This is a genomic window from Glycomyces tenuis DSM 44171 (genome assembly GCF_000427885.1).
GTDB lineage: Bacteria > Actinomycetota > Actinomycetes > Mycobacteriales > Micromonosporaceae > Glycomyces > Glycomyces tenuis.
On record NZ_KE386600.1, the window covers coordinates 111,556 to 131,892 of the forward strand.

Sequence of the window (20,337 nt, forward strand, 5' to 3'; positions counted from 1 at the left end):
CCCGTGAGACCCACCTTGATCACCGCCGCCGCCGCGCTCGCGGTCCTCTTCGTCGCCGCGAGTCCCGCGGCGGCGCAAGAGGAGCCCGCGCCCGCCACATGGGGCGTCAACCCGTCGAGCCAAGACGGCCCGGACGGCCGCGCCGCCTTCGACCACACTCTCGACCCCGGCGAGACGGTCATCGACTTCGTCGGCGTCTCCAACTTCGGCACCGAACCGATCATCTTGCGGCTGTACGCCTCCGACGCCTTCACCAGCGAGTCCGGCGCCTTCGACCTGCTTCCGGCCGGCCAGGAGCCGGTCGACGTCGGCTCCTGGATCGGATTCAACCAGTCGACCATCACCGTCGAGGCGCGGACGCGCCTCGACGTGCCGTTCGCGCTGACCGTCCCCACCGAAGCCACCCCCGGCGACCACGTCGGCGGCATCGTCGCCGCCCTCGCCGAGGAGTCGACGGACGCCTCCGGCGACGACATCCTCGTGGAGCGCCGCGTCGGCGCCCGCGTCCACCTGCGCGTCTCCGGCGAACTCGAACCCGAACTCGACCCCGGCCTGTCCCACCTGACCTACCACTACGACTGGAACCCGGCCGCGCCCGGTTCGATGACGTTCGACTACGAGGTCGAGAACACCGGGAACGTCAGGCTCCGAGGCGAACTCATCGCACGCGTCAAAGGGCCCTGGGGCCTGCTCGAACACGAGACCGTCATCGCCGAGCTCCCGCAGATCCTGCCCGGCGACCGCTTCGAGGGCACGGCCGAAGTGGACGGACTGTGGCCGCTCGCCCGCCTCGACGTCGAGCTCCTCGTCCGGCCCGAGGCCGCCGACCTCGCCGACGCCGAATCCCGCATCCCCTCGTCCGGCCACGAGGAGCACCTGTGGGCCCCGCCCTGGCCGCAGGCGGCCGTCCTCGCCGCGCTCGTGCTCCTCGTCCTCATCTGGGTGAAGACCCGTCGCAGGAGGACCGCCAGGCCCGAGGACACCGGCCGCTCGGCGGCCGCGCCGACCGATCCCGAACCGACCACCTCGGACCCCACCGGAGATCCCGCGGCCTCCGAGGCCGAAGCATCGAAGGAGACCTCCGCATGAAGCGGACCCTGACCGCGATCACCGCGGCCGCACTGCTCGCCGGCTGTACCGGCACCGGTGGCGACGCCGACGGCGTTCAAGTCGTCGTCACCACCGAACTCATCAAGGACTGGGCCGAGGCGGTCGGCGCGGGCCGCGTCGACGTCGAGACCGTCGTGCCCCCCGGCGGCGACCCGCACTCCTACGAACCGAGCCCGAAGGACGCCGCCACGGTCGCCGGTGCCGAACTCGCCTTCACCAACCACCTCCTCCTCGAAGACCACCCGCTCATCAAGCTGTTCGACACCAACGTCCCCGAGGACTCCCCGAACATCTCGCTCGCCGAGAACGCCGAACCCCACGGCGCCAAGCTCCTCCCGCTGGTCGAGAACATCGCCCTCGACACCGTCTGGCTCGGCTTCGGCGTCCGGGGCGAGACCGAGTCGCGATCGGCGGAGATCGACGTCCACCTGACCGGCTACACCGGCCCCGGCCAGGCCACCATGTTCCTCACCGACGCCTTCGGACAGCCCGAGATCTACTGGAACACTGCCGACGGCCTCACCGAAGCCGACGCGATCACCCTGCCCCCGAACGCCCACACCCACGTCAACTGGACCTTCAGCGAACCGGGCGTGTACACCCTCGACATGGCCACGACCCTCACCGACGAAGGCACGGTCACCGAAGAGGGGGTCGGGACCTTCACCTTCGCCGTCGGCGTCAACCCCCGCGAGGTCCGGCCCGGCGCCGTGATCCTCGACAGCGGCCACGTCGACCTCACCGCCGACCTCGACACCGGGGCGTTCATCGCCCGCGACGACGACCGCGGCGAGCTGGCCCCCGCCGACGTGGTCGTCGACGTGCCCACCAAGGCCGTCGAGCAGATCCCCGACGGCGAGCGGTTCGCGTTCCTGGGCGAGGCGGGGGCCGACATCTACCAGCTCCCGCAGGCCGTCCTCGGCAAGCACGTCCACGGCGAAGTCGACCCGCACGTGTGGCAGAGCGTCCGCAACACCAAGGCCTACGTCCAGGTCATCGCCGACGCCCTCATCGAACTCGACCCCGACGGCCGCGAGACCTACGAGGAGAACCGGGACGCCTACCTGGCCGAACTCGACGCGCTCGACGCCGAGGTCGCCGCGGCGATCGCCGCCATCCCCGAGGAGAACCGCCAACTGATCACCACGCATGACGCGTTCGGCTACCTCGCCGACGCCTACGGCATGCAGATCGCCGGATTCGTCGTGCCCAACCCGGCCGCCGAACCCAGCGCCCAGCAGGTCGAGCAGCTCACCGAGACCATCGCCGACCTCGACGTGCCCGCCGTGTTCGTCGAACCCAACCTGCAAGCCCGCGCCTCCGTGCTGCGCCAGGTCGCCGAGGACCAAGGCGTCCAGGTCTGCACCCTGCACGGCGACGCCCTGCCCCAAGACGCCCCCACCTACATCGACATGATGCGGCAGAACGCCTCCGAGCTGAGCCGCTGCCTGGGAGGAGACTCATGAGAGAACAGCTGATCCCCATCGTCGCGATGGCCGCCGCGCTGCTCGCCGCGGCGCCCGCGAACGCCCAGGAGCCCGAGGGCATCGCCGAGTTCGACACCGACGGCGCCGGCGTCGCGATCGAGGGCCCGGCCTCCTTGGCCACCGTGCCGTCCCTCGTGCCCGAGCGTGAGGACTTCGCGTTCCTCGGCGGGGCCGGGGACCTCGTCTGGATCGCCGGAGCCGGTGCCGACGGCGCCTTCCCGACGCTCGACGCCTCTGCCGCCGACACCGACCTGACCCTCACCCTCGACAAGACCGAAGGCCCGGGGAACGCCTGGCTCTACACCTTCACCGGCCCGGGCCTGGCCGAACCGCTCGCCTCCACTGCGGACGGCGGGTCGTTCACGCTCCCGGCCGGGACCACCGCCCCCGTCGTCCTCGCGGTCGACGAGCCCGGCGAACACGTCGTCGAGCTGGGCGCCCGCGAGCACGGCGGCCGCGCCGCCGTCGCCGCCGGACACGCCCAGACCGCGGCCTCGGCCACTGCCGCGTACACCCTCACCGCCGAGCCCGCGACCGCCGACGAGGCCGAGGTCATCGCCGCAGCGGACTCCGGCGGCCGGGAGGGCGGCGCCCAGGCCGACACCGCCTGCGAGGTCGTCGACGACGGCCACATCGACATCGGTCCGCGCTTCGTCGACGGGGCCTGGACCGCGCAGCTGCGCGACGACCGCGCCTCCGAATCCGTGTGGCGCGACCTCGAAGACGTCGTGCTCCGGGTCCCCGACGCGGCCCTGTTCCCGATCCCCGAAGGCGACTACGGTTTCCTCGGCGCCGCGGGCGAGGAGATCCACATGCTCCCGCAGGTCCAGACTTCGGGGATCGTGTGGCCCGGCTGGAACACCCAGGACCCCTCGGTGATCGACGGCGTCCCCGGCACGGTCGACTGGAACCTGACCGCCGTCGAGGGCCCGGGGGAGTTCACGATCTTCCTCACCGGCTCCTTCGGCGGGGCCGAAGTCCTCTTCGACTCCTCCGAGGCACTCCCGCAGACCGTGACCGTCCCCCGCAACACGCACGCCCACGGCAACTGGACCTTCTCCGAGCCCGGCGTCTACGTGATCACCGTCGAGTTCACCGCCACCACCGGCGACGGTGAAACGGTCACCGACACCAAGGGCATCCAGGTGGCCGTCGGCGACGCGACCGACCCGAACGAGGCCTGCTCCGGCGACGGCAGCGGCGAGGGCGACGGCGGTGGCGATGGAGGCGACGACGACGGCGGCTTCCTGCCCACCACCGGCACCGGCTGGCTCCTGTGGGGCCTGGGCGCCGCCGCGATCGCCGTGGTCGTCGGCACCGTCATCATGGTCGCCACCCGCAAGCGCCGGAACGCCGCGGACACCGGGGACGCCGATGCGAGCTGACGCCCTGCGCGCCGGGTCGCTCACCGTCAGCCTCGGCGGCCGCCCGGTCCTCGACCGCGTCGACCTCGCGGTCGCGGCCGGAGAGACCGTCGGCCTCATCGGCCCCAACGGCGCGGGCAAGACCACGCTGCTGCGAGCCGTCCTCGGCCTGGTCAAGCCCGACGGCGGCACGGTCGCCGTCGCGGGCGGGCGCCCCGGCTACGTCCCCCAGAAACACGAGTTCACCTGGGACTTCCCGATCACCGTCCACGGCGCGGTCCTCAACGCCCGCACCAGCGGACGCCGGCTCGCCGGACCTCGCCGCGCCGACCGCGACGCGACCGGGGCCGCGCTGGACCGCGTCGGGCTCGCCGAGCTCGCCCATCGGCCGGTGGGGGAGCTGTCCGGCGGCCAGCGCCAGCGCGTCCTGGTCGCCCGGGCCCTCGTTCGCGAACCGGAGCTGCTCTTGTTGGACGAGCCGTTCACCGGCGTCGACGCGCCCACCCAGCAACTGCTCACCGAGCTCCTGGGGCGCCTCGCCGCCGAGGGCACCGCGGTCCTCATGACCACCCACGACCTCGCGCAGGCCCGCGCGACCTGCTCGCGGCTGTGCCTGCTGAACCGCACCGTCGTGGCCGACGGCCCGCCCGCCGATCTCTCCGACCCCGACCTGTGGCTGCGCGCCTTCGGCGTGGCCGCCTCCGGCGAACTCAAGGCCCTCCTGGCCGGAACGGACTCGCGATGATCGAATGGCTCGCCGAGCCCTGGTCGCACCTGTTCATGCAGCGCGCCTTCGCGGTCGCCGCGATGTCCGCGGTCGTCTGCGTCGTCGTGGGCGCGTTCGTGGTGCTGCGCGGCATGGCCTTCATCGGCGACGCCGTGGCGCACGCCGTCTTCCCCGGCGTCGCGATCGGCTTCGTCCTCCACATCAACCTGACGTTGTCCGGGGCGGTCGCCGGGGCGGCCACGGCGCTGGCGATCGTCCTCATCAGCCAGACACGCAGGCTCAAGGAGGACACGGTGATCGGCGTCTTCTGGGCCGCCGCGTTCGGCCTGGGCATCGTCATCGTCTCGACGCGGCAGTCCTACACCGGCGACCTCGCCTCGTTCCTGTTCGGGCAGATTCTCGCCCTCGGCGACGGCGACGTCCTCATGGTCGCCGTCGTCGGCGCCGCGCTGGTGCTGGCGACGTTCGGGCTGCGCCGCCAGCTCATCGCCGTCAGTCTCGACCGCGAGACCGCGCGCGCCTCGGGGCTGCCGGTCCTGGCACTGGACATCGCCCTGTACGTCATGGTCACCGCGGCGATCGTCGTCTCGCTCCAGGCCGTGGGGAACATCCTGGTGCTCGCGCTCTTGGTGACGCCATCGGCCGCGGCCCGATTCCTCACCGACCGCCTCGGCGCCATGGTCGGCGTCGGAGCGCTGATCGCCCTGTTCGGCGCCATCGCCGGCCTCTACCTGTCCTTCTACTACAACCTGGCCGCCGGAGGGCTCATCGTCCTGGTGATCACCGGCCTGTTCCTGCTCGCCTGGCTCTTCGCGCCCAGGCACGGCCTGCTCACTCGCCGGAGGGCCCGCGCGGTGCCCGGTGACTGACCGGATCGCCGCGGTGATCGCCCTGCCGCCGAGCCCGGCGGCAGGGCGATCGAAATCGAATACGCCGTGCCCGGCATCAGGCCGGTCCGTCGGCGTGGGCGAGCGCTGAGGCGGTGCGGCGGCCGACGATCGCCGGTGCCTCGCGCACGAGGGCGTCATCGGTCACGGCCTCGACCATGAAGAGCGCGAAGTCGGTCCGCCGGGTCAGGTTGCTCGCCAGGACCGGGTCGCCCACATGGCGGCTCCACACCGGCAGGCCCTCGCTGGGGCCCTCTTCGAGGTCGCTGCCGCGCACGACCGTCCAGCGGGTGTCGCTGGCGAAGATCCGGCGGCACGCCTCCACCTGGTCGTCGATGTCGACGACGCGGAGGAACCGCATGACCTTCGCGGCGACGGCGACCATGGCCTTGAACCGCTTCGAGTACTTGTCCTCGCCGTCGCGGGTGATGTGCCAGCCGCACGAGAACACGAGGCGGGCGCCGGGTTTCGCGTAGTCCATGACGGCCTGCGCGGTGCCGGAGGAGTAGTCGCGCACGCCCCAGGGCACGAGGACCGTGAGCACGGCGTCGCAGCTTTCCACGGCCCGGGCGATGACCGCGCGGTCGTTCGTGGCGCCGCCGATCACGGTGATCCGGTCGGCGAAGTCGTCGAGTTTCGGCACGCTCTGCTCGCGGCAGACGCCCACGACCTCGTAGCCGCGGTCGAGCGCGTGTCGCACCATGTAGCGGCCGAGCTTGCCCGACGCGCCGACGACGCACATCCGCCTGCCCGCGCCGGTCTGCGGGATCGCCACCGGGTTCAACGGTTCCATGACTCGCTCCTCGTTCGAAGGGTTCCTGTACCTTTACACTGTACAGTAAAACTGTACGGTGTAAAGTACCTTGGCGGGGATCCAGCCGAAGAACGGGGAGGAACGTTGACCACCGATGCGAGCGAGCCGCCCGCGGCGCGGCGAGGCACGCTCAGCAAGGAGAAGGTCGCGCGCGCGGCCGTGGCGATGGCGGACGAGTCCGGTGGCACGGTGCCGAGCACGCGCAAGCTCGCGGAACGGCTCGGCGTGCGGGCGATGGCGCTCTACCACCACTTCCGCAACAAGGACGCGCTGCTCGACGGCATGGTGGACCTGGTCTTCGCCGAGGTCGAGCTCCCGGCCGAGGGCGTCGACTGGCAGACGGCCATGCGGCGGCGAGCCGCGTCGATGCGCGATGCGCTCAACCGCCACCCGTGGGCGATCGCGCTGATGGACTCCCGTGCGAACCCGGGCCCGGCGACGCTGCGACACCATGACGCGGTGATCGGGTGCCTGCGCTCGCAAGGCTTCACAATCGCCGGTGTGGCGCATGCGTTCTCGCTGCTGGACGGCTATGTCTACGGTTTCGCGATCCAGGAGCAGGCGCTGCCGTTCGACTCGACCGAGGACCTCCAGGAGGTCGCCGGGCCGCTCACGGCGCCGGATCTCGCCGAGGAGTTCCCGCACTTGGCCGAGATGGCCGTGGAGCACACCCTCAGACCCGACTACTCCTACGCCGAGGAGTTCGCGATCGGCCTCGATCTCATTCTCGACGGCTTGGAGCGGCGGCGCGACACCTGGCGCTGACCGATCGGCCCCAACGCCGTTCGGTCGACTCGACTGCCGCAAGCGGGAGTGCGAGGACCCCGGCTCTGTCGTACGGGCAGGAGAACCGCCCGCACCCGACCGCTTCCAAGACCTCGGACGGAGCATCCGCGGCCCACCGGCTGATCGCCGTGACCGTATCGCGCCCGGCCGGCATCACCGCGCACGCGAGCGCCATGACCGCGAAGAACGGATGCCGCCGACCCCGGCTCGAGCCGTCGCCCTCGTCGCCATGCTCGTCGGCGGCTCTGTTCGGAGCACCTGGTCGTCGACCTGTACCGTCGGTCTGTCGAAACTCTGCCCGAGGGGATCATGTCGCATGAAGTCCGGTCAGCCATTCAGCGGCCACCGCATGCTGTCGCGTGTGGGTGCCTTCCTGGAACCCGAGCGCACGGCCGTCCTGGTCCGCAATATGCGGATCATCGGCGCCTGTCTCGGGGTCGTGCTCATTGCGGGATCCGTGGTCCTGGCATCGATGAACGGCGGATTCGATTGGACGAGCTATCACAGCGCGACCGCTCGCGGCAGCAGCGGGACCGGGCTGTCCTACGAGGGCACGGGTGTCGTGTTCGGGCTCGTCTTCCTGCTCGGTCCGCTCAGCCTCGGATTCGTGCTTCAGGCGGGGGCGGGTGATCTGCTGTACCTCAACGGCACCGAACTGACGGTGGTGAAGCCGGGACGCCGCGCACCCAAGGTCTTCGACCTCTCCTGTGCCCGGTCAGAAGTGCGGTTGGACAAGGTCCCCGGGTCGCGGCCGGGCAGCGCCGAGGCACGCGAGAAGGTCGGCAGCCACCGGCCGGTCCTGGTGCTGCTCTCCGAAACCGGGCGCCGCGAATCGGTCATCGAACTCGCCGACCTGCGCTCCCGGCAGATGCGCCTTTCCTCCGAGACCCGGATGCTCGAAGCCGCCATGCGGCTCGCCGCCGATCCTGCGATCCGGCATGCGGCGGGTCAACTGCGCACGGTGCTTCGCTGGACGAAGCTGCCGGTCGTCCACGACGCCGCGCCCGACGCGATCCCGGTGAGCCCGGAGGACGCGTCGTCCGCGCCGGTCCCGCGAACCCCGGTCATCAGCGGGGTCGCAGGACCCGAGATCAAGGTCGTGGGCTCGAACCGCGGCTGACGGAGTCGGCTTTCCACGTCCCGACCCTGTGGCCGCTCCAGATCTTCCCGCGCCCCGCCAGGCGATCGAGGAAAGCATGGTGGACGCCTCCGAGCCGAACCTCCGTGTATTCCGGCGACCCCCTCGCCGACCGGGCCGAACGTCGGCGTCAAGACCGATCGCCTTCACCCACAAGGAATCACTCCCTTTCAAGGAGGGGTATTAGGGTTGCGGTCATGCCAATGCACTTCGTCGCGCACGGGACTGGCACTCCCGTCCTCGCGATCCACGGCTGGACCACCGACCACCGCCTCATGACCGGCTTCATGGAGCCGTTCTTCGCCCGCCGCGCCGCCGCACGCCCCGGCGGGCACTCCTATCGCCGCCTGTACCCCGACCTTCCCGGCATGGGGCAGACGGAGATCACCGAGCAGTACCGGGGCTCGGACGACATGCTCGACGCCGTCCAGGGATTCATTGACCACATGATCGGCGAGGAGCCCTTCGTCGTCGTCGGCGAATCCTACGGCGGCTACCTCGCCCGCGCCGTCGCGGGCTCCCGCCCCGAGCAGGTGCTCGGCCTCGGCCTGGTGTGCCCGATCGGGAAAGAGGCCCGCCACTCCAAGCGGACCCTTCCGCCCCACACCGTGATCGCCGCCGACCCCGCGCTCATGGCCGGGCTGCCACCGGCGGACGCCGCCTCCTACGGCGAACTCGCGGTCGTGCAGTCCCCGGAGACGTACCGCCGCTTCCGCGAGGAGATCGCCCCGGGCCTGGGGCTTGCCGACGACGAAGGGCTGGTGCGTGTGGCGCGGCGGTACGAGCTGAGCACCGCCCCCGAATCCGGTGCGCCGTTCGAGCGGCCCGCGTTGATCGTGACCGGCCGGCAGGATGACAACACCGGCTACGCCGATGTCTATGCGCTGCTCGAGCACTACCCGCGCGCGACCTTCGCCGTCCTCGACCGGGCCGGGCACAACCTCCAGCTCGAGCAGCCGGTGCTGCTCGACGCCTTCCTGGACGAATGGCTGGACCGCGTCGAGGAAGCCGCGGTGAGCTGATCGGGCGAACGGTTCGCAATCGGACCGAGGCGTTCGGAAGCCACGCCCGCGCAGCCATGGCATCGGTCTCCGACGCGCGTCTCGAGGGGTCCCCGGCCAAGCGCCGGAAGTGGGGCCGACGCATCCCCGAGACAATCAGGTTCGGAAGACCATCGCGGTCGCCCCGATCCGCTTGCGGAAACGTCCTGGGCGGTCACGGTTCCGACCCGTACCGGCCTTGCCCCGGCGCATCGCGCGGGCGAACTCGATCTCCCGGTCGGACCGACTCGGGCCGGTACGCGGTCACGAGGGCGTCCGCGACGCGATTCGCTTGCGGAGGAACGGAAGGACGTCGTCGACCTGCCGCCCGGCGACCAGCGCGCCGTCGCGGACGAACTCCTCCGGTCGATTCGCGAGCGCGGCGACCAGGCGATTCCGCCAGGTCGCGAGGACGGTGGCGTGGTCCCGGTGGGGGGCGAGGTCGTGAAGCTCATCGGGATCGGAGGCGATGTCGAACAACTGCTCGCGTCCGGACCCGCTGAACCAGATGTACTTGTGCCGCCCATCGGTCAGGTAGTGGATGCTCTGACCGAACTTCGTGTGCTCGCCGTGCAGATACTCCCGCCAGGTCTCGACACGCTCGTCGTCGTCGCTCACCAGGGAGAGCACGCTGCGTCCGTCGACGTCGTCGGGGATGCCCACGCCCGCGGCTTCCAGCAGCGTGGGCATGACGTCGCGAAGCTCGACGACGTCGTCGTTCACGACGCCCGCCGGGACGTCGGGACCGCTGATGATGAACGGCACCCGCGCCGACCCCTCGTACGGCAGCGATTTCTGGAACAGGTGGTGGTCTCCCATGAGCTCCCCGTGATCCGACACGAAGCAGATGATCGTGTCGGACCCGGCTCCGGTCGCGGTCAGCTCGTGGAAGAGGCGGTTGAGCTGCTGGTCGATGTGCGACATGTGCCCGTAGTACCCCGCGCGGGCGCGCTGCAGGACGCGGGGGTCGTACTCGGCCACCGCTGCCGTGGGCGACATCGAGTCCGCGTGCTCCGCCCACAGATCCGTCCAGTCGCCGACGGGCGGGTCCGGCATCTCCTGGTGGACGTACTGCTCGAACGCCCACGCGGGAGGGTCGTACGGGGGGTGCGGCCGATGGTACGACGCGAACAGGAAGAACGGGCGCTCGCGATCCCGTTCGCGCAGGAAGTCGATCGAGCGCTGCGTGACCCAGTTGGTCGGATGCGTGGACTCGGGTTTGTCCCACGGGCGGGCGACGACCGAGTTGCAGTGCACCCCGTGCTCGAAGTCGTCGGCCTCGTACCCCAGGCGCTCCCGCAGCCACGGAAGGTAGTCGTCGGCTTCGGTGAGATCGCTGTAGCGGTTGCGGACGAAATGCAGGTATCCGTCATGCAGTTCGACGTCGTCGAACCCGACCGTCTCGCGTTCGGGGAAGACGTGCATCTTTCCGACCGCCTGCGTCTGGTACCCGGCGGCGGACAGCACCGAAGGCAGCGTGACCTCGTAGTCCCACGGCACGCCGTCCTCGTAGCCGATGCGTCCGTGGTGCTCCTGACTGAGCCCCGTCAGCAGTGACGCGCGCGCCGGAACGCAGCTCGGCGTCGCCGAGTACGCGCGCGCGAAGCGCGTCCCCGTCCGCATCCAGCCGTCCAGGTACGGGGTCATGACGACCGGATGCCCCGCTCCCGAGAAGCAGTCACCTCGCCATTGATCGACGCATATCAGCACTACGTTCCGTCGTTGCACGAGAAACTTCCCTTCGACCGTTGACATCGTCGACTATATTACATACAGTACGCAACTATGTTTCGTGACAATGGCCTCAACGCGGCCGGGCAGCGCGTTCGCAACCGCAGCCTGATCCTCCGATCGCTCCTGCTGCGCGGCCCCAGCTCGCGCCAGGACCTCGCCGCCGCCACCGGCCTGACGGCCGCGACCATCAGCCGCATCGTCGACGAGACGATCCGGCAGGGGCTCGTCCAGGTCGTCGAATCCCGAGGCCCGTCGTCGGGGGCACCGCGGCTCGGGCGGCCGACCACCCTGATCGACCTCGTTCCGGACAGCGTGTTCGTCGGGAGCATCTACATCGCCGGTGAGAAGGCGCAGGTGGGTGTGCACGATGCGAGGGGCGAGGTCGTCGCGGCCCATCGTGTCGCGGTCGCCGAACCCGAGGATGCGGAGAGCACGCTCGTCGCCCTCGCCGGAGAGCTGCGCGCTCACGCTCGGCGCACGGGCGTGGCCGAGCGGATGATCCGCGTCGGCGCGACCGTGCTCGGCGGCGTCGACGAGGCGGGTTTCGTCGTCGTCGCCCACCCGAACTGGCACGACGTCCCCGCCGCGGACATCCTGCACCGCGAGCTCGGGATCCCCGTCGCGATCGGCCGAATGCAGCACGGGCTCGTGACGGCCGAGGCGTGGCTGGGCGCGGGGGTGGGCGTGCGGAGCGTCGCGGCCGTCGACGTGTCCGACGGCATCGGCGCGGCGATCTCCATCGACGGGCGGGTCATCTCCGGTTTCGACCACCGCGAAGGCCAGCTCGGCCACTTCGTCGTTCCCGGAATCGATCGAGTCTGCCGGCTCTGCGGCCTGCGGGGATGCCTGCAGGAGCAGGTCCGGGACTCGGTGTTCGCGCGCGACGCGCGGAGCGTCCTGGGCGAGACCGCGCAGGCCGACGACGACCGGACCGCGATAGACCGGCTCTACGACGCCGCCCGCGGCGGCGACACCGCCGCACGGGATCTGGTGACCGCCCGCGCCCGCCACATCGGATACGCGCTCGCGCTGATCACCGCCATCGTCGACCCCGAACTGCTGGTCGTGTCGGGTCCGAGCATCGTCAGCGGCTGGGATCTGCTCGAACCGGTCATCAACGAGGAGCGGATCCGACGCAGCCCGCTCCCGCACGAGCGGCGCACCAGCCGCGTCACAGCGTCTTCCTTCGGCGCGGACGCCGTCCTGATCGGAACGGCGTCCCTCGCGCTCCGGCACTTCTACGCGGAGCCGGAGGTCCCCTTGGTCGGCCTGGAGCCGACCCCGGCCAATACAAGTGCCCACGACGAACAGAGGAGTTTGTGACATGGGTGAGAAACGTTCGAACGCAATGACCAGACGGCAGACGCTCTCCATGATGGGAGGCATCGCCGCCGGTGTCCCACTGCTGGCCTCGTGCACCGGTTCAGGAGACCCGGACGGATCGTCCGGCGGATCCGGCGCGCTGAAGTGGTGGGACCACAAGAACGGAGTGTGGATCGAGCCCACGCTCGAGCGCGTCATGAGCGCCAACCCCGACCTCACCATCGAGCGCGAGGAGTACCCGGCGAGCGAACTGGTGAGCGCCCTCCAACTCGGGCACCGAAGCGACCAGATGCCGGACGTGCACACGGCCCACCCCAGCCTCGGTCCGATCAGCGTCCTCGTCGAGGAGGGATGGTTCCAGCCGCTCGGCGATCACGTCGACCTGGCCGGCACCGCCGTCGCCGACCGGCTCGTCGAGGGCGTCCACATCTTCGACGGCAAGGTCTACTCGTTCCCGCTCGACGACGGGCGCACACATGAGCAGACGCCGTGGGTCGTGACCGACCGGCTCCCCATGGATGTCGACCCGGAAGACGCGCGGAGCTGGGACGGGTTCCGAACGGTCGCGCGCGAGATCACGAAGGACAACGTGTACGCGATCGCCTTCGCCGCGAAGGGGCCCAACTTCCTCGACCTCAAACTGCAGCAGCTCGCATCGGCCGCGGGCGCGACGCACGTCGGCGGCATCGACTACACGACCGGTGAGTACGTGTTCGACTCGCAGCCCTTCCTCGACGCCATGGAGTTCATCCTCGCGCTGCACAGCGACGGGGCCTTCCACCCGTCGCTCGGATCGATGGGCCCGGAGGACGCCGCCCAGCGGTGGGCGGCCGGCGAGGCCCATATCCACTGGCACGGGCCCTGGGTTCCCGGAGTCGTCACGAACAACTATCCCGAACTGCTGGACATGGGCTTCGACGCGTGGCGGATGCCCGGACCCGACGGCGCGCCCTCGCCGGTGCACTTCCCGCCTCCGCCGGGCGAGTTCTGGATCTCCAGCGCTTCGCAGCGCCCGGAGGACGCGGCCCTGGCCATCGCCGCCTTCGCGACCGAGGAAACGTTCGCGGACATGGTGAACGCGATGGCGACGCCGCCGATCGACCCGTCCGCGGTCGACGCCGCCGAGGACGTCAACGAGCCCTACCGGCGGAACCTGCTCAATCTGCGCGAGGAATGCAGGTACGCCCCGGCGCCGGAGGCGCGCAACCCCGCGGTCGTGCAGGTCGTGAGCGAAATGCAGGGCATCAACCCGAACCCCGCGGAGATCCTCCAGGGGGCGCTGACCGAGACCATCGACGACTGGCGCCAGGCGCTCACCGAATACACCTCGAGCATCAGCGCCGAGCGCGACAGGGCGATCGAAGCGGTCGCCTCGGACGGAGCGGACGTCAGTCTCGACGACTGGGTGTTCCCGCAGTGGGACCCGGCGAACGACTTCACGGCGGACGACTATGCCTGAGGTCTCGCAGACGGCGGCCGCGTCGCGGACCGCGCGTCGAAGCGACCGTGACCGGTGGTGGCGCAGGATGCGGCGCGACTGGTGGATCTACCTGTTCCTGCTTCCGACCATCGTCGGATACGGGCTCTACACGGTCTATCCCCTTGTGGCGAGCTGGTGGTACTCGTTCCTGGACTGGCCGGGATTCGCGCAGCGCGGCACGTTCATCGGGCTCGAGAATTACGAGCGGCTCATCTCCGACGAGCTGTTCTGGAACGCGTTCACCAACAGTTTCATCTTCCTCCTGATAGGACTCCCACTGCGGGTCGGTCTGGGACTGGTGCTGGCGTATCTGCTGAGCAGGAAGGCGGTCAAGTTCCGCACCGGGTTCCGCACCCTCTTCTTCCTGCCGGTGGTGACCACGGGTGCGATCATCGGGATGGTCTACACGCTCGTGCTCGACTCGACCGGCCCGGTGAACCGGATCCTGACCGGCGTGGGGATCCTCGACCAGCCGATCGACTTCCTCGGCGATCCGGACACCTCGCTGTTCGCCGCCATCGGCGTGTGGGTGTGGAAGTGGGTCGGGATCACGATGATCTACTGGCTCGCCGCGCTCCAGACGATTCCTCAGGAGCTGTACGAGGCCGCGCAGCTCGACGGCGCGAACGCCTGGCAGGAGTTCCGCCGCATCACGCTCCCGATGCTGGTCCCGTTCCTGATCATCATCACGCTGATCGACGCGGTCGCCGCGTTCAACGTGTTCGACCTCATCCAGACCATGACGGCCGGCGGGCCGACCTTCTCCAGCGAGGTGATCGAGATCTTCATCTACCGCACCGCATTCGAGACGACGGTGCCGCAGCTCGGGTACGCCTCGGCGGCGGCGGTGCTGTTCGGCCTCGCCGCGGCCGTCATCGCCGTCGTGCAGGGTCTCGGCGCGGCCGCGGCCCGGAAGAGGATGGTCCGTTCATGAGCCTCTCCGAGCCCACCGTCCGGCAGCGGCCGACCGCCGCGCCCGACACGGCACCGCCGCGTCCGCGGCGCAGACCGATAGCGCGTCGCCGGGTCACCACCTGGCTCCTCACGGCGGGCCTGACCGTGATGTGCCTGATCTGGGTGTACCCGTTCGCCTGGCTGATCTCCGCGTCGCTCAAGACGCCGCTGGAGCTGTTCGGCAAGGGACTGAACCTGGTGCCCGACGAACCGCAGTGGGAGAACTACGTCCGCGCCTGGACCGACGGCGGGTTCTCCACCTACATGGTCAACTCGATCATCGTGACCGTCGGATCGGTCGCGCTCGTGATCCTCCGCAGCGCCCTCGCGGGGTACGTGCTCGGGCGGTTCGACTTCGTCGGCCGCAAGCTCATCATCGGGATCATGGTCGTGACGTTCTTCCTCCCCGAGGGCTACACGATCATCGCGGTCACGCAGATCACCGACTCGATGGGCCTGTTGAACACCCATCTCGGCATGATCCTCGGTCTCGGCGCGGGCGGCCACGTCCCGGCGCTGCTGCTGTACGCGGCGTACTTCCGGTCGCTGCCGAAGGAACTGGAGGAGTCGGCGAAGGTCGACGGAGCGGGCCACTTCCGGACCTTCTTCAGGATCATGCTGCCGCTGTCCATGCCGGTCACCGCGACCGTCGGCCTGCTGCAGTTCCTCACCGCCTGGAACGCGTTCCTGCTGCCGCTCGTGTTCACGCTCAGCCAGCCGGATCTGCGCCCCCTCGCGGTGGGCATGGTCGGCTTCGTCAGCCAGAACTACACCGACCACACGGGCATGGCGGCGGCCGCGGTCATCTCGCTCACGCCGCTCGTGATCGTCTTCATTCTCCTGCAGCGGCACTTCGTCAACGCGGTCGCCGGTGCCGTCAAGCAGTAGCCATCCGAGATCCCACTCAGCGTCATCCATCCCTCTGGAGGTCAGCAATGAAGCAGACAGACGCAGCGACACAAACTGAAGACCGCGGCGGCCCCGGCTTCTCCCGGCGCGGGCTGCTGCTGGGCGGCGCGACCGCGGCGGGCCTGTGGGCCGCCGGGGTCGACGGCACCACGGCGCACGCGGCGACACCGGACGACTTCGCGGGTGTGCGCGACCGCTGGTTCCACCTGCTGACCGGAGGAGAGGAGCTCGACCCCGACCTGCCGGAGGTGCGGGCCGTGCTCGACCAGATGGACTCGCAGACCGAGTCCCGCCTGGCGAGCATGGACCGCTCACCGGACCGGACCTGGCTGTGGCGCGACCTCGGCTTCGACGGGAACGACTGGTCGCAGTCGATCGACATGCGGCAGTCGTTCGAGCGGCTGCGGGGAATGGCGCTCTCTTACGCGGCCAAAGGTTCGGCACGCAGGGGCGACCCCGAACTGCTGGAGGCCATCGTCGACGGCATGGACTGGATGGTCGAGCACAGGTACTACGTCGGCGCCGAGCAGATCGGCAACTGGTACAACTGGCAGACCGGCACCCCGCGAGCGCTCAACCCCACCGCGAGGCTCGTCTTCGACGTCGTCGACCCGGCGCGGATCGACTTCTGGATGGACTCCGTCCACTACTTCGCCCCGGACCCGCGCGACGACGGGTCGAGCCTCACCCGCAGCTCCGAGATCGTCGCGCAGCGGGCCGCGCTCGTCGAGGACGACGCGAAACTGCGGCAGGTCCAGACCGAGATCGTGCCCGCGCTGCAGGCGGTCGAAGTCCCTGACGGCTTCTTCTGGGACGGCTCGTTCCTCCAGCACATGCACCACCCCTACACCGGCGGATACGGCCGGTCGCTGGTGCAGTCCATCTCCCGGTCGCTGCTGCTGCTCACCGGGTCGCCCTGGGAGCTGCCCGCGACCGACCTGGCGGACCTGTGGGCGTTCATCGAGGACGGGTTCATCCCGTGGCTGCACAAGGGCTCCCTGCTCAGCGCGGTCCGCGGCCGGAACATCGCGCGGCCCTCGGGCGGGCACAACGCGGGCGCGATCGCCGCCTGGTCGCTGATGTGGCTCGCGCACTCCGCCGAGCCCGACCGCGCGGCCCGGCTGCGCGGCGTCGTCAAATACACCCACGAGAACGACACCTACGGCGACCTGTTCGACACCTCGGAGCTGGGCTCGCTCACCGAGCTGTACCGCGTCCTGGACGACCCCGACATCGATCCGACGGTCCCGGCCGCGCGCAACCGGCAGTACCCGATGATGGACCGGGTCCTGCACAAGCGGCCCGACAGCACGTTCGTGATCAGCATGCACTCCTCCCGCGTCTACAACTACGAAGGGATCAACAAGGAGAACCTGCGCGGCTGGCACACCGGCAGCGGCATGCAGTACCTCCACAACGACGACCTCGGCCACTACGACGACGCCTACTGGGCCACGGTCGACCACATGCGCCTGCCGGGCACCACCGTCCCAGTCGGCGTTCCCGAGCCGGCCGAGGGCCAGAGCAGCTTCAGCGACAAGGACTGGGTCGGCGGCGTCGGCCTCGGCTCGCTCGGGGTGGCGGGCATGGAGTTCCGCACGTTCTCCGAAACCGACCAGGCCGCCGCGCCCACCGGGAAGAAGTCCTGGTTCATGTTCGACGACACGATCGTGGCCGTCGGCACCGGGATCACCTCCTCTCTGGGCGAGCCGGTGGAGTCGATCATCGAGAACCGCCGGATCACCGGGACCGGCCAACGCCTCGTCGTCGACGGGACCGAACTCGGCGACGGCGAGCAGACCGTGCCGGGGGCCGCGTGGGCGCACCTAGAAGGGCCCAACGCGACCTCCGGCATCGGGTACGTCTTCGGCGACGAGAACACCGTCCACGTCAAACGCGGGCTCCGGACCGGCTCCTGGGCCGACGTCAACCAGAACGGCACCCCCGACGAAAGGCCGATCGAACGCGAATACGCGACCCTCTGGTTCGACCACGGAGTCGACCCCGAGGGCGCCGGCTACGCGTACACCCTGCTGCCGGGCGCGACACCCGAAGAAGTCCAGCAGTACGCCGCCGAGCCCGCGGTCGAAGTCGTCGCGAACACGCCGGCGGTGCAGGCCGCGCGGCGGGGCGGCACCTTCGGGGCGAACTTCTGGACTGACGACGCGCCGGCGGTCAACGGCATCACCTGCCGCGGCAGTGCGTCCGTGCTCATCGAGCACACCGGGAATCGCCTCACCGTCGCGATCGCCGACCCCACCCACCTGCGCACCGAACCGGTGCTGCTGCGGATTCCCCGCGCGGCGAAGTCGGAGATCGAAGTGGACGACCGGGTCACCGTCGAGAGCCTGCGGCCGCACATCGAGATCGCCGTCGACCTTTCAGGGGCGCGCGGAGGGACCGTCGTCGCCGCCTTCGGGATCGCGTCATGATCGGACAGCGCGCACTGGGCCCGACCGGCCTGACCGTCAGCTCGGTCATCGCCGGGGCGGCGTCGTGGCATCAGCGTCCAGACGGCTCGGGGATCGCCCCCGAGCAGACCGTCGACCTCGTCGGAGCGATGCTGCGCGACCGCGTCGTGACGACGATCGACACGTCCAACAACTACGGCTTCGGCGGCAGCGAGAGCCGCATCGCCTACGCGCTGGGGCGAAACGGGGCGACGACGAAAGACGTCCTCGTCCAGACCAAGGCCGACCGCGCGCGGGGAACGAGCGACTTCTCCGCGCCGCGGATGCGACGATCGCTCGCCGAGAGCATGGAGCGGCTCGGCGTCGAGCACCTGCCGATGGTCTACCTGCACGATCCGGAGAACACCACCTGGGAGGCGGCCATGTCCGACGACGGGCCGGTCGCCGCGCTCGTCGCCGCCCGCGACGAAGGCCTGATCGGCGGGCTCGGCATCTCCGGCGGCCCGCCCGACATGCTGCGCCGCTTCGTCGACACCGGACACTTCGACGCGCTGATCACGCACAACCGATTCACCCTCGTGCAGCGCACCGCGGACGACCTGATCGGGCACGCCGCGGCCAAGGGCCTCGGCGTCCTCAACGCGGCCCCCTACGGCCGGGGCATCCTCACTCGCTGGCCCCGGGAGACCGACACCTACGCGTACGGGCGCGCCTCCAAGCCGATGCTCGCGGCCGTCGACCGGATCGGAGCACTGTGCCACGACGCGGGCGTTCCGCTCGCGGCCGCGGCCCTGCAGTGGTCGCTGCGGGACCCGCGCATCACCGCGACGGTCGTCGGGCTCCAGGACCGATCCGACTACGAGCGGACCCTCGAGCTCGCGGCTGTCGACATCTCCGACGAGCTGTGGGCGGCCATCGAGGCCGTGCCGCTCGACCGCGCCCATGTCAGCCGCCCCGACGCAGAAGGGCCCTACACCCGGCCGCACGAGGGTCACGATGACTGAGTTCGAAGCCCGCGCCGAGCGGCTCCTGCCGGACATGATCGCGGACATCGAGACGCTCGTCCGCGCGGAGTCGCCGACCGACGACACCGAGGCCCTCGCGCGAAGCGCCGACGTCCTCACCGCGATGGGACGCGGGCACCTCGGCTCCACTCCCGAACGCGTCGAGGTCGAACGCCGACCGCACCTGGTGTGGCGTCTCGGCGCGGGCCCGCGGCGGCTCCTACTCCTGGCCCACCACGACACCGTGTGGCCCTTCGGATCCTGGGGTGAGCGGATCTGGAAGGTCGAGGACGGAGTGATCCGCGGTCCCGGATGCCTCGACATGGCCGGCGGCATCGTGCAGGCGATGTACGCGCTGCGGCTCCTGGCCGAGACCAGGGCGACACTCGACGGCGTGACGTTCCTGGTGACCGCCGACGAGGAGATCGGCTCGCCCACCGCCAGGGAACTGATCGAACGCGAAGCCGCGCCGTGCCAAGCGGTCTTCGTACTGGAGCCCGGCGGCCCGCACGGAGAACTGAAGACCGAACGCAAAGGGTCCTCCCGCTACACCGTCCACGTCACGGGCCGCGCCGCGCACGCCGGTCTCGAACCCGAGCGCGGCGTCAACGCCGGTGTCGAGCTCGCCCATCACGTCCTGGCCGTCGACACGCTCGCGGACCGCGCAGCGGGAACGACGGTGACCCCGACCGTGATGTCGGCGGGAACGACCACCAACACCGTTCCCGCCCAGGGCGCACTCCACGTCGACGTCCGCACCTCGAGCCTCGCCGAACAGCGGCGCGTGGACAGGGCACTGCGCGAGCTGACCCCCTTCGAGGAAGGCGCGGCGGTCGCGGTCGAAGGCGGCCCGAGCCGCCCGCCGCTCCCGCCGGAGAGCTCCGCCGACCTCTTCGCGCGCGCCGAGCGCGTGGCCGCGGACGCCGGTCTCGCGCCGCTCCGAGCGATCGCCTCCGGCGCCGTCTCGGACGGCAACCTCACCGCGCACCTCGGCATCCCGACCCTCGACGGCCTCGGAGCCGTCGGCGGCGGCGCGCACGCCGACGGCGAACACGTCACCGCAAGCGCCATCCCCGGCAGGACCGCGCTCCTGGCCCTGCTCATCGCAGACCGACTCGCCGCACGCCGCCCGCGCGGCGGCAGACCCTCGAACCGACCGTCCTAAGGAG

17 protein-coding genes are annotated in these 20,337 nt (G+C 70.4%); 15 read left to right on the forward strand and 2 right to left on the reverse strand.

The window, feature by feature from the left end:
• Positions 1-3 precede the first annotated feature (3 nt).
• Genes YWW_RS32870 through YWW_RS32880 form a run of 5 tightly spaced genes read left to right on the forward strand, consistent with a single transcriptional unit; the run spans position 4 to position 5,557 of the window.
• A complete protein-coding gene (locus YWW_RS32870) occupies positions 4-1,089 on the forward strand; it encodes a WxL protein peptidoglycan domain-containing protein (protein ID WP_162146000.1) in 1,086 nt (361 codons plus the stop codon).
• Positions 1,086-2,576, forward strand: coding sequence for an anchored repeat ABC transporter, substrate-binding protein (locus YWW_RS0124720; protein WP_035696825.1), 1,491 nt, complete (start codon positions 1,086-1,088; stop codon positions 2,574-2,576). Before YWW_RS32870 ends, YWW_RS0124720 begins: the two co-directional genes overlap by 4 nt.
• Entirely contained in the window at positions 2,573-3,982 is a 1,410-nt protein-coding gene (locus tag YWW_RS32875) for a TIGR03773 family transporter-associated surface protein (RefSeq protein WP_051326279.1), read from the forward strand. Before YWW_RS0124720 ends, YWW_RS32875 begins: the two co-directional genes overlap by 4 nt.
• A complete protein-coding gene (locus tag YWW_RS0124730) occupies positions 3,972-4,706 on the forward strand; it encodes an anchored repeat-type ABC transporter ATP-binding subunit (RefSeq protein ID WP_026932185.1) in 735 nt (244 codons plus the stop codon). The genes YWW_RS32875 and YWW_RS0124730 overlap by 11 nt, the downstream gene beginning before the upstream one ends.
• Positions 4,703-5,557, forward strand: coding sequence for an anchored repeat-type ABC transporter permease subunit (locus tag YWW_RS32880; protein ID WP_035696820.1), 855 nt, complete (start codon positions 4,703-4,705; stop codon positions 5,555-5,557). The genes YWW_RS0124730 and YWW_RS32880 overlap by 4 nt, the downstream gene beginning before the upstream one ends.
• Positions 5,558-5,633: 76 nt before the next feature.
• Here the strand turns inward: YWW_RS32880 and YWW_RS0124740 are convergent, their stop codons facing one another.
• Entirely contained in the window at positions 5,634-6,368 is a 735-nt protein-coding gene (locus YWW_RS0124740; RefSeq protein ID WP_026932186.1) for an NAD(P)-dependent oxidoreductase, read from the reverse strand.
• 105 nt (positions 6,369-6,473) lie between these two features.
• On the opposite strand from YWW_RS0124740, the gene YWW_RS0124745 reads away from it, so the two are divergent.
• The 3 genes from YWW_RS0124745 to YWW_RS0124755 all read left to right on the forward strand — a co-directional run bounded on the left by YWW_RS0124745 (position 6,474) and on the right by YWW_RS0124755 (position 9,335).
• The gene (locus tag YWW_RS0124745; RefSeq protein ID WP_026932187.1) at positions 6,474-7,154 is read left to right on the forward strand and encodes a TetR/AcrR family transcriptional regulator; all 681 of its coding nucleotides are present in this window, start codon (positions 6,474-6,476) and stop codon (positions 7,152-7,154) included.
• Positions 7,155-7,491: 337 nt separating this feature from the next.
• A complete protein-coding gene (locus YWW_RS0124750) occupies positions 7,492-8,295 on the forward strand; it encodes a hypothetical protein (protein WP_026932188.1) in 804 nt (267 codons plus the stop codon).
• 215 nt (positions 8,296-8,510) lie between these two features.
• Entirely contained in the window at positions 8,511-9,335 is an 825-nt protein-coding gene (locus tag YWW_RS0124755) for an alpha/beta fold hydrolase (protein WP_026932189.1), read from the forward strand.
• Between the two features lie 282 nt (positions 9,336-9,617).
• Here the strand turns inward: YWW_RS0124755 and YWW_RS0124760 are convergent, their stop codons facing one another.
• On the reverse strand, positions 9,618-11,108 hold the full coding sequence (locus YWW_RS0124760; protein WP_245595497.1) for an arylsulfatase: 1,491 nt from the start codon (positions 11,106-11,108) through the stop codon (positions 9,618-9,620).
• Positions 11,109-11,138: 30 nt separating this feature from the next.
• Here YWW_RS0124760 and YWW_RS0124765 point away from each other — a divergent pair, with 30 nt between their 5' ends.
• The 7 genes from YWW_RS0124765 to YWW_RS0124795 are packed head-to-tail and all read left to right on the forward strand — an operon-like array spanning position 11,139 to position 20,333.
• Positions 11,139-12,410, forward strand: coding sequence for an ROK family protein (locus YWW_RS0124765; protein ID WP_026932191.1), 1,272 nt, complete (start codon positions 11,139-11,141; stop codon positions 12,408-12,410).
• Position 12,411: 1 nt separating this feature from the next.
• On the forward strand, positions 12,412-13,869 hold the full coding sequence (locus YWW_RS0124770; protein ID WP_081687747.1) for an ABC transporter substrate-binding protein: 1,458 nt from the start codon (positions 12,412-12,414) through the stop codon (positions 13,867-13,869).
• Entirely contained in the window at positions 13,862-14,824 is a 963-nt protein-coding gene (locus YWW_RS32885; RefSeq protein ID WP_035696814.1) for a carbohydrate ABC transporter permease, read from the forward strand. The genes YWW_RS0124770 and YWW_RS32885 overlap by 8 nt, the downstream gene beginning before the upstream one ends.
• Complete coding sequence (locus YWW_RS0124780) at positions 14,821-15,732, forward strand: carbohydrate ABC transporter permease (protein WP_081687748.1); 912 nt, start codon at positions 14,821-14,823, stop codon at positions 15,730-15,732. The genes YWW_RS32885 and YWW_RS0124780 overlap by 4 nt, the downstream gene beginning before the upstream one ends.
• Positions 15,733-15,779: 47 nt before the next feature.
• A complete protein-coding gene (locus YWW_RS0124785; RefSeq protein WP_026932194.1) occupies positions 15,780-18,185 on the forward strand; it encodes a polysaccharide lyase 8 family protein in 2,406 nt (801 codons plus the stop codon).
• Positions 18,182-19,168 (forward strand): aldo/keto reductase, encoded by a 987-nt coding sequence (locus YWW_RS32890; protein ID WP_051326281.1) that lies wholly within the window; start codon positions 18,182-18,184, stop codon positions 19,166-19,168. Before YWW_RS0124785 ends, YWW_RS32890 begins: the two co-directional genes overlap by 4 nt.
• Positions 19,161-20,333 (forward strand): M20 family metallopeptidase, encoded by a 1,173-nt coding sequence (locus YWW_RS0124795; RefSeq protein ID WP_245595498.1) that lies wholly within the window; start codon positions 19,161-19,163, stop codon positions 20,331-20,333. The genes YWW_RS32890 and YWW_RS0124795 overlap by 8 nt, the downstream gene beginning before the upstream one ends.
• Positions 20,334-20,337: the final 4 nt, after the last annotated feature.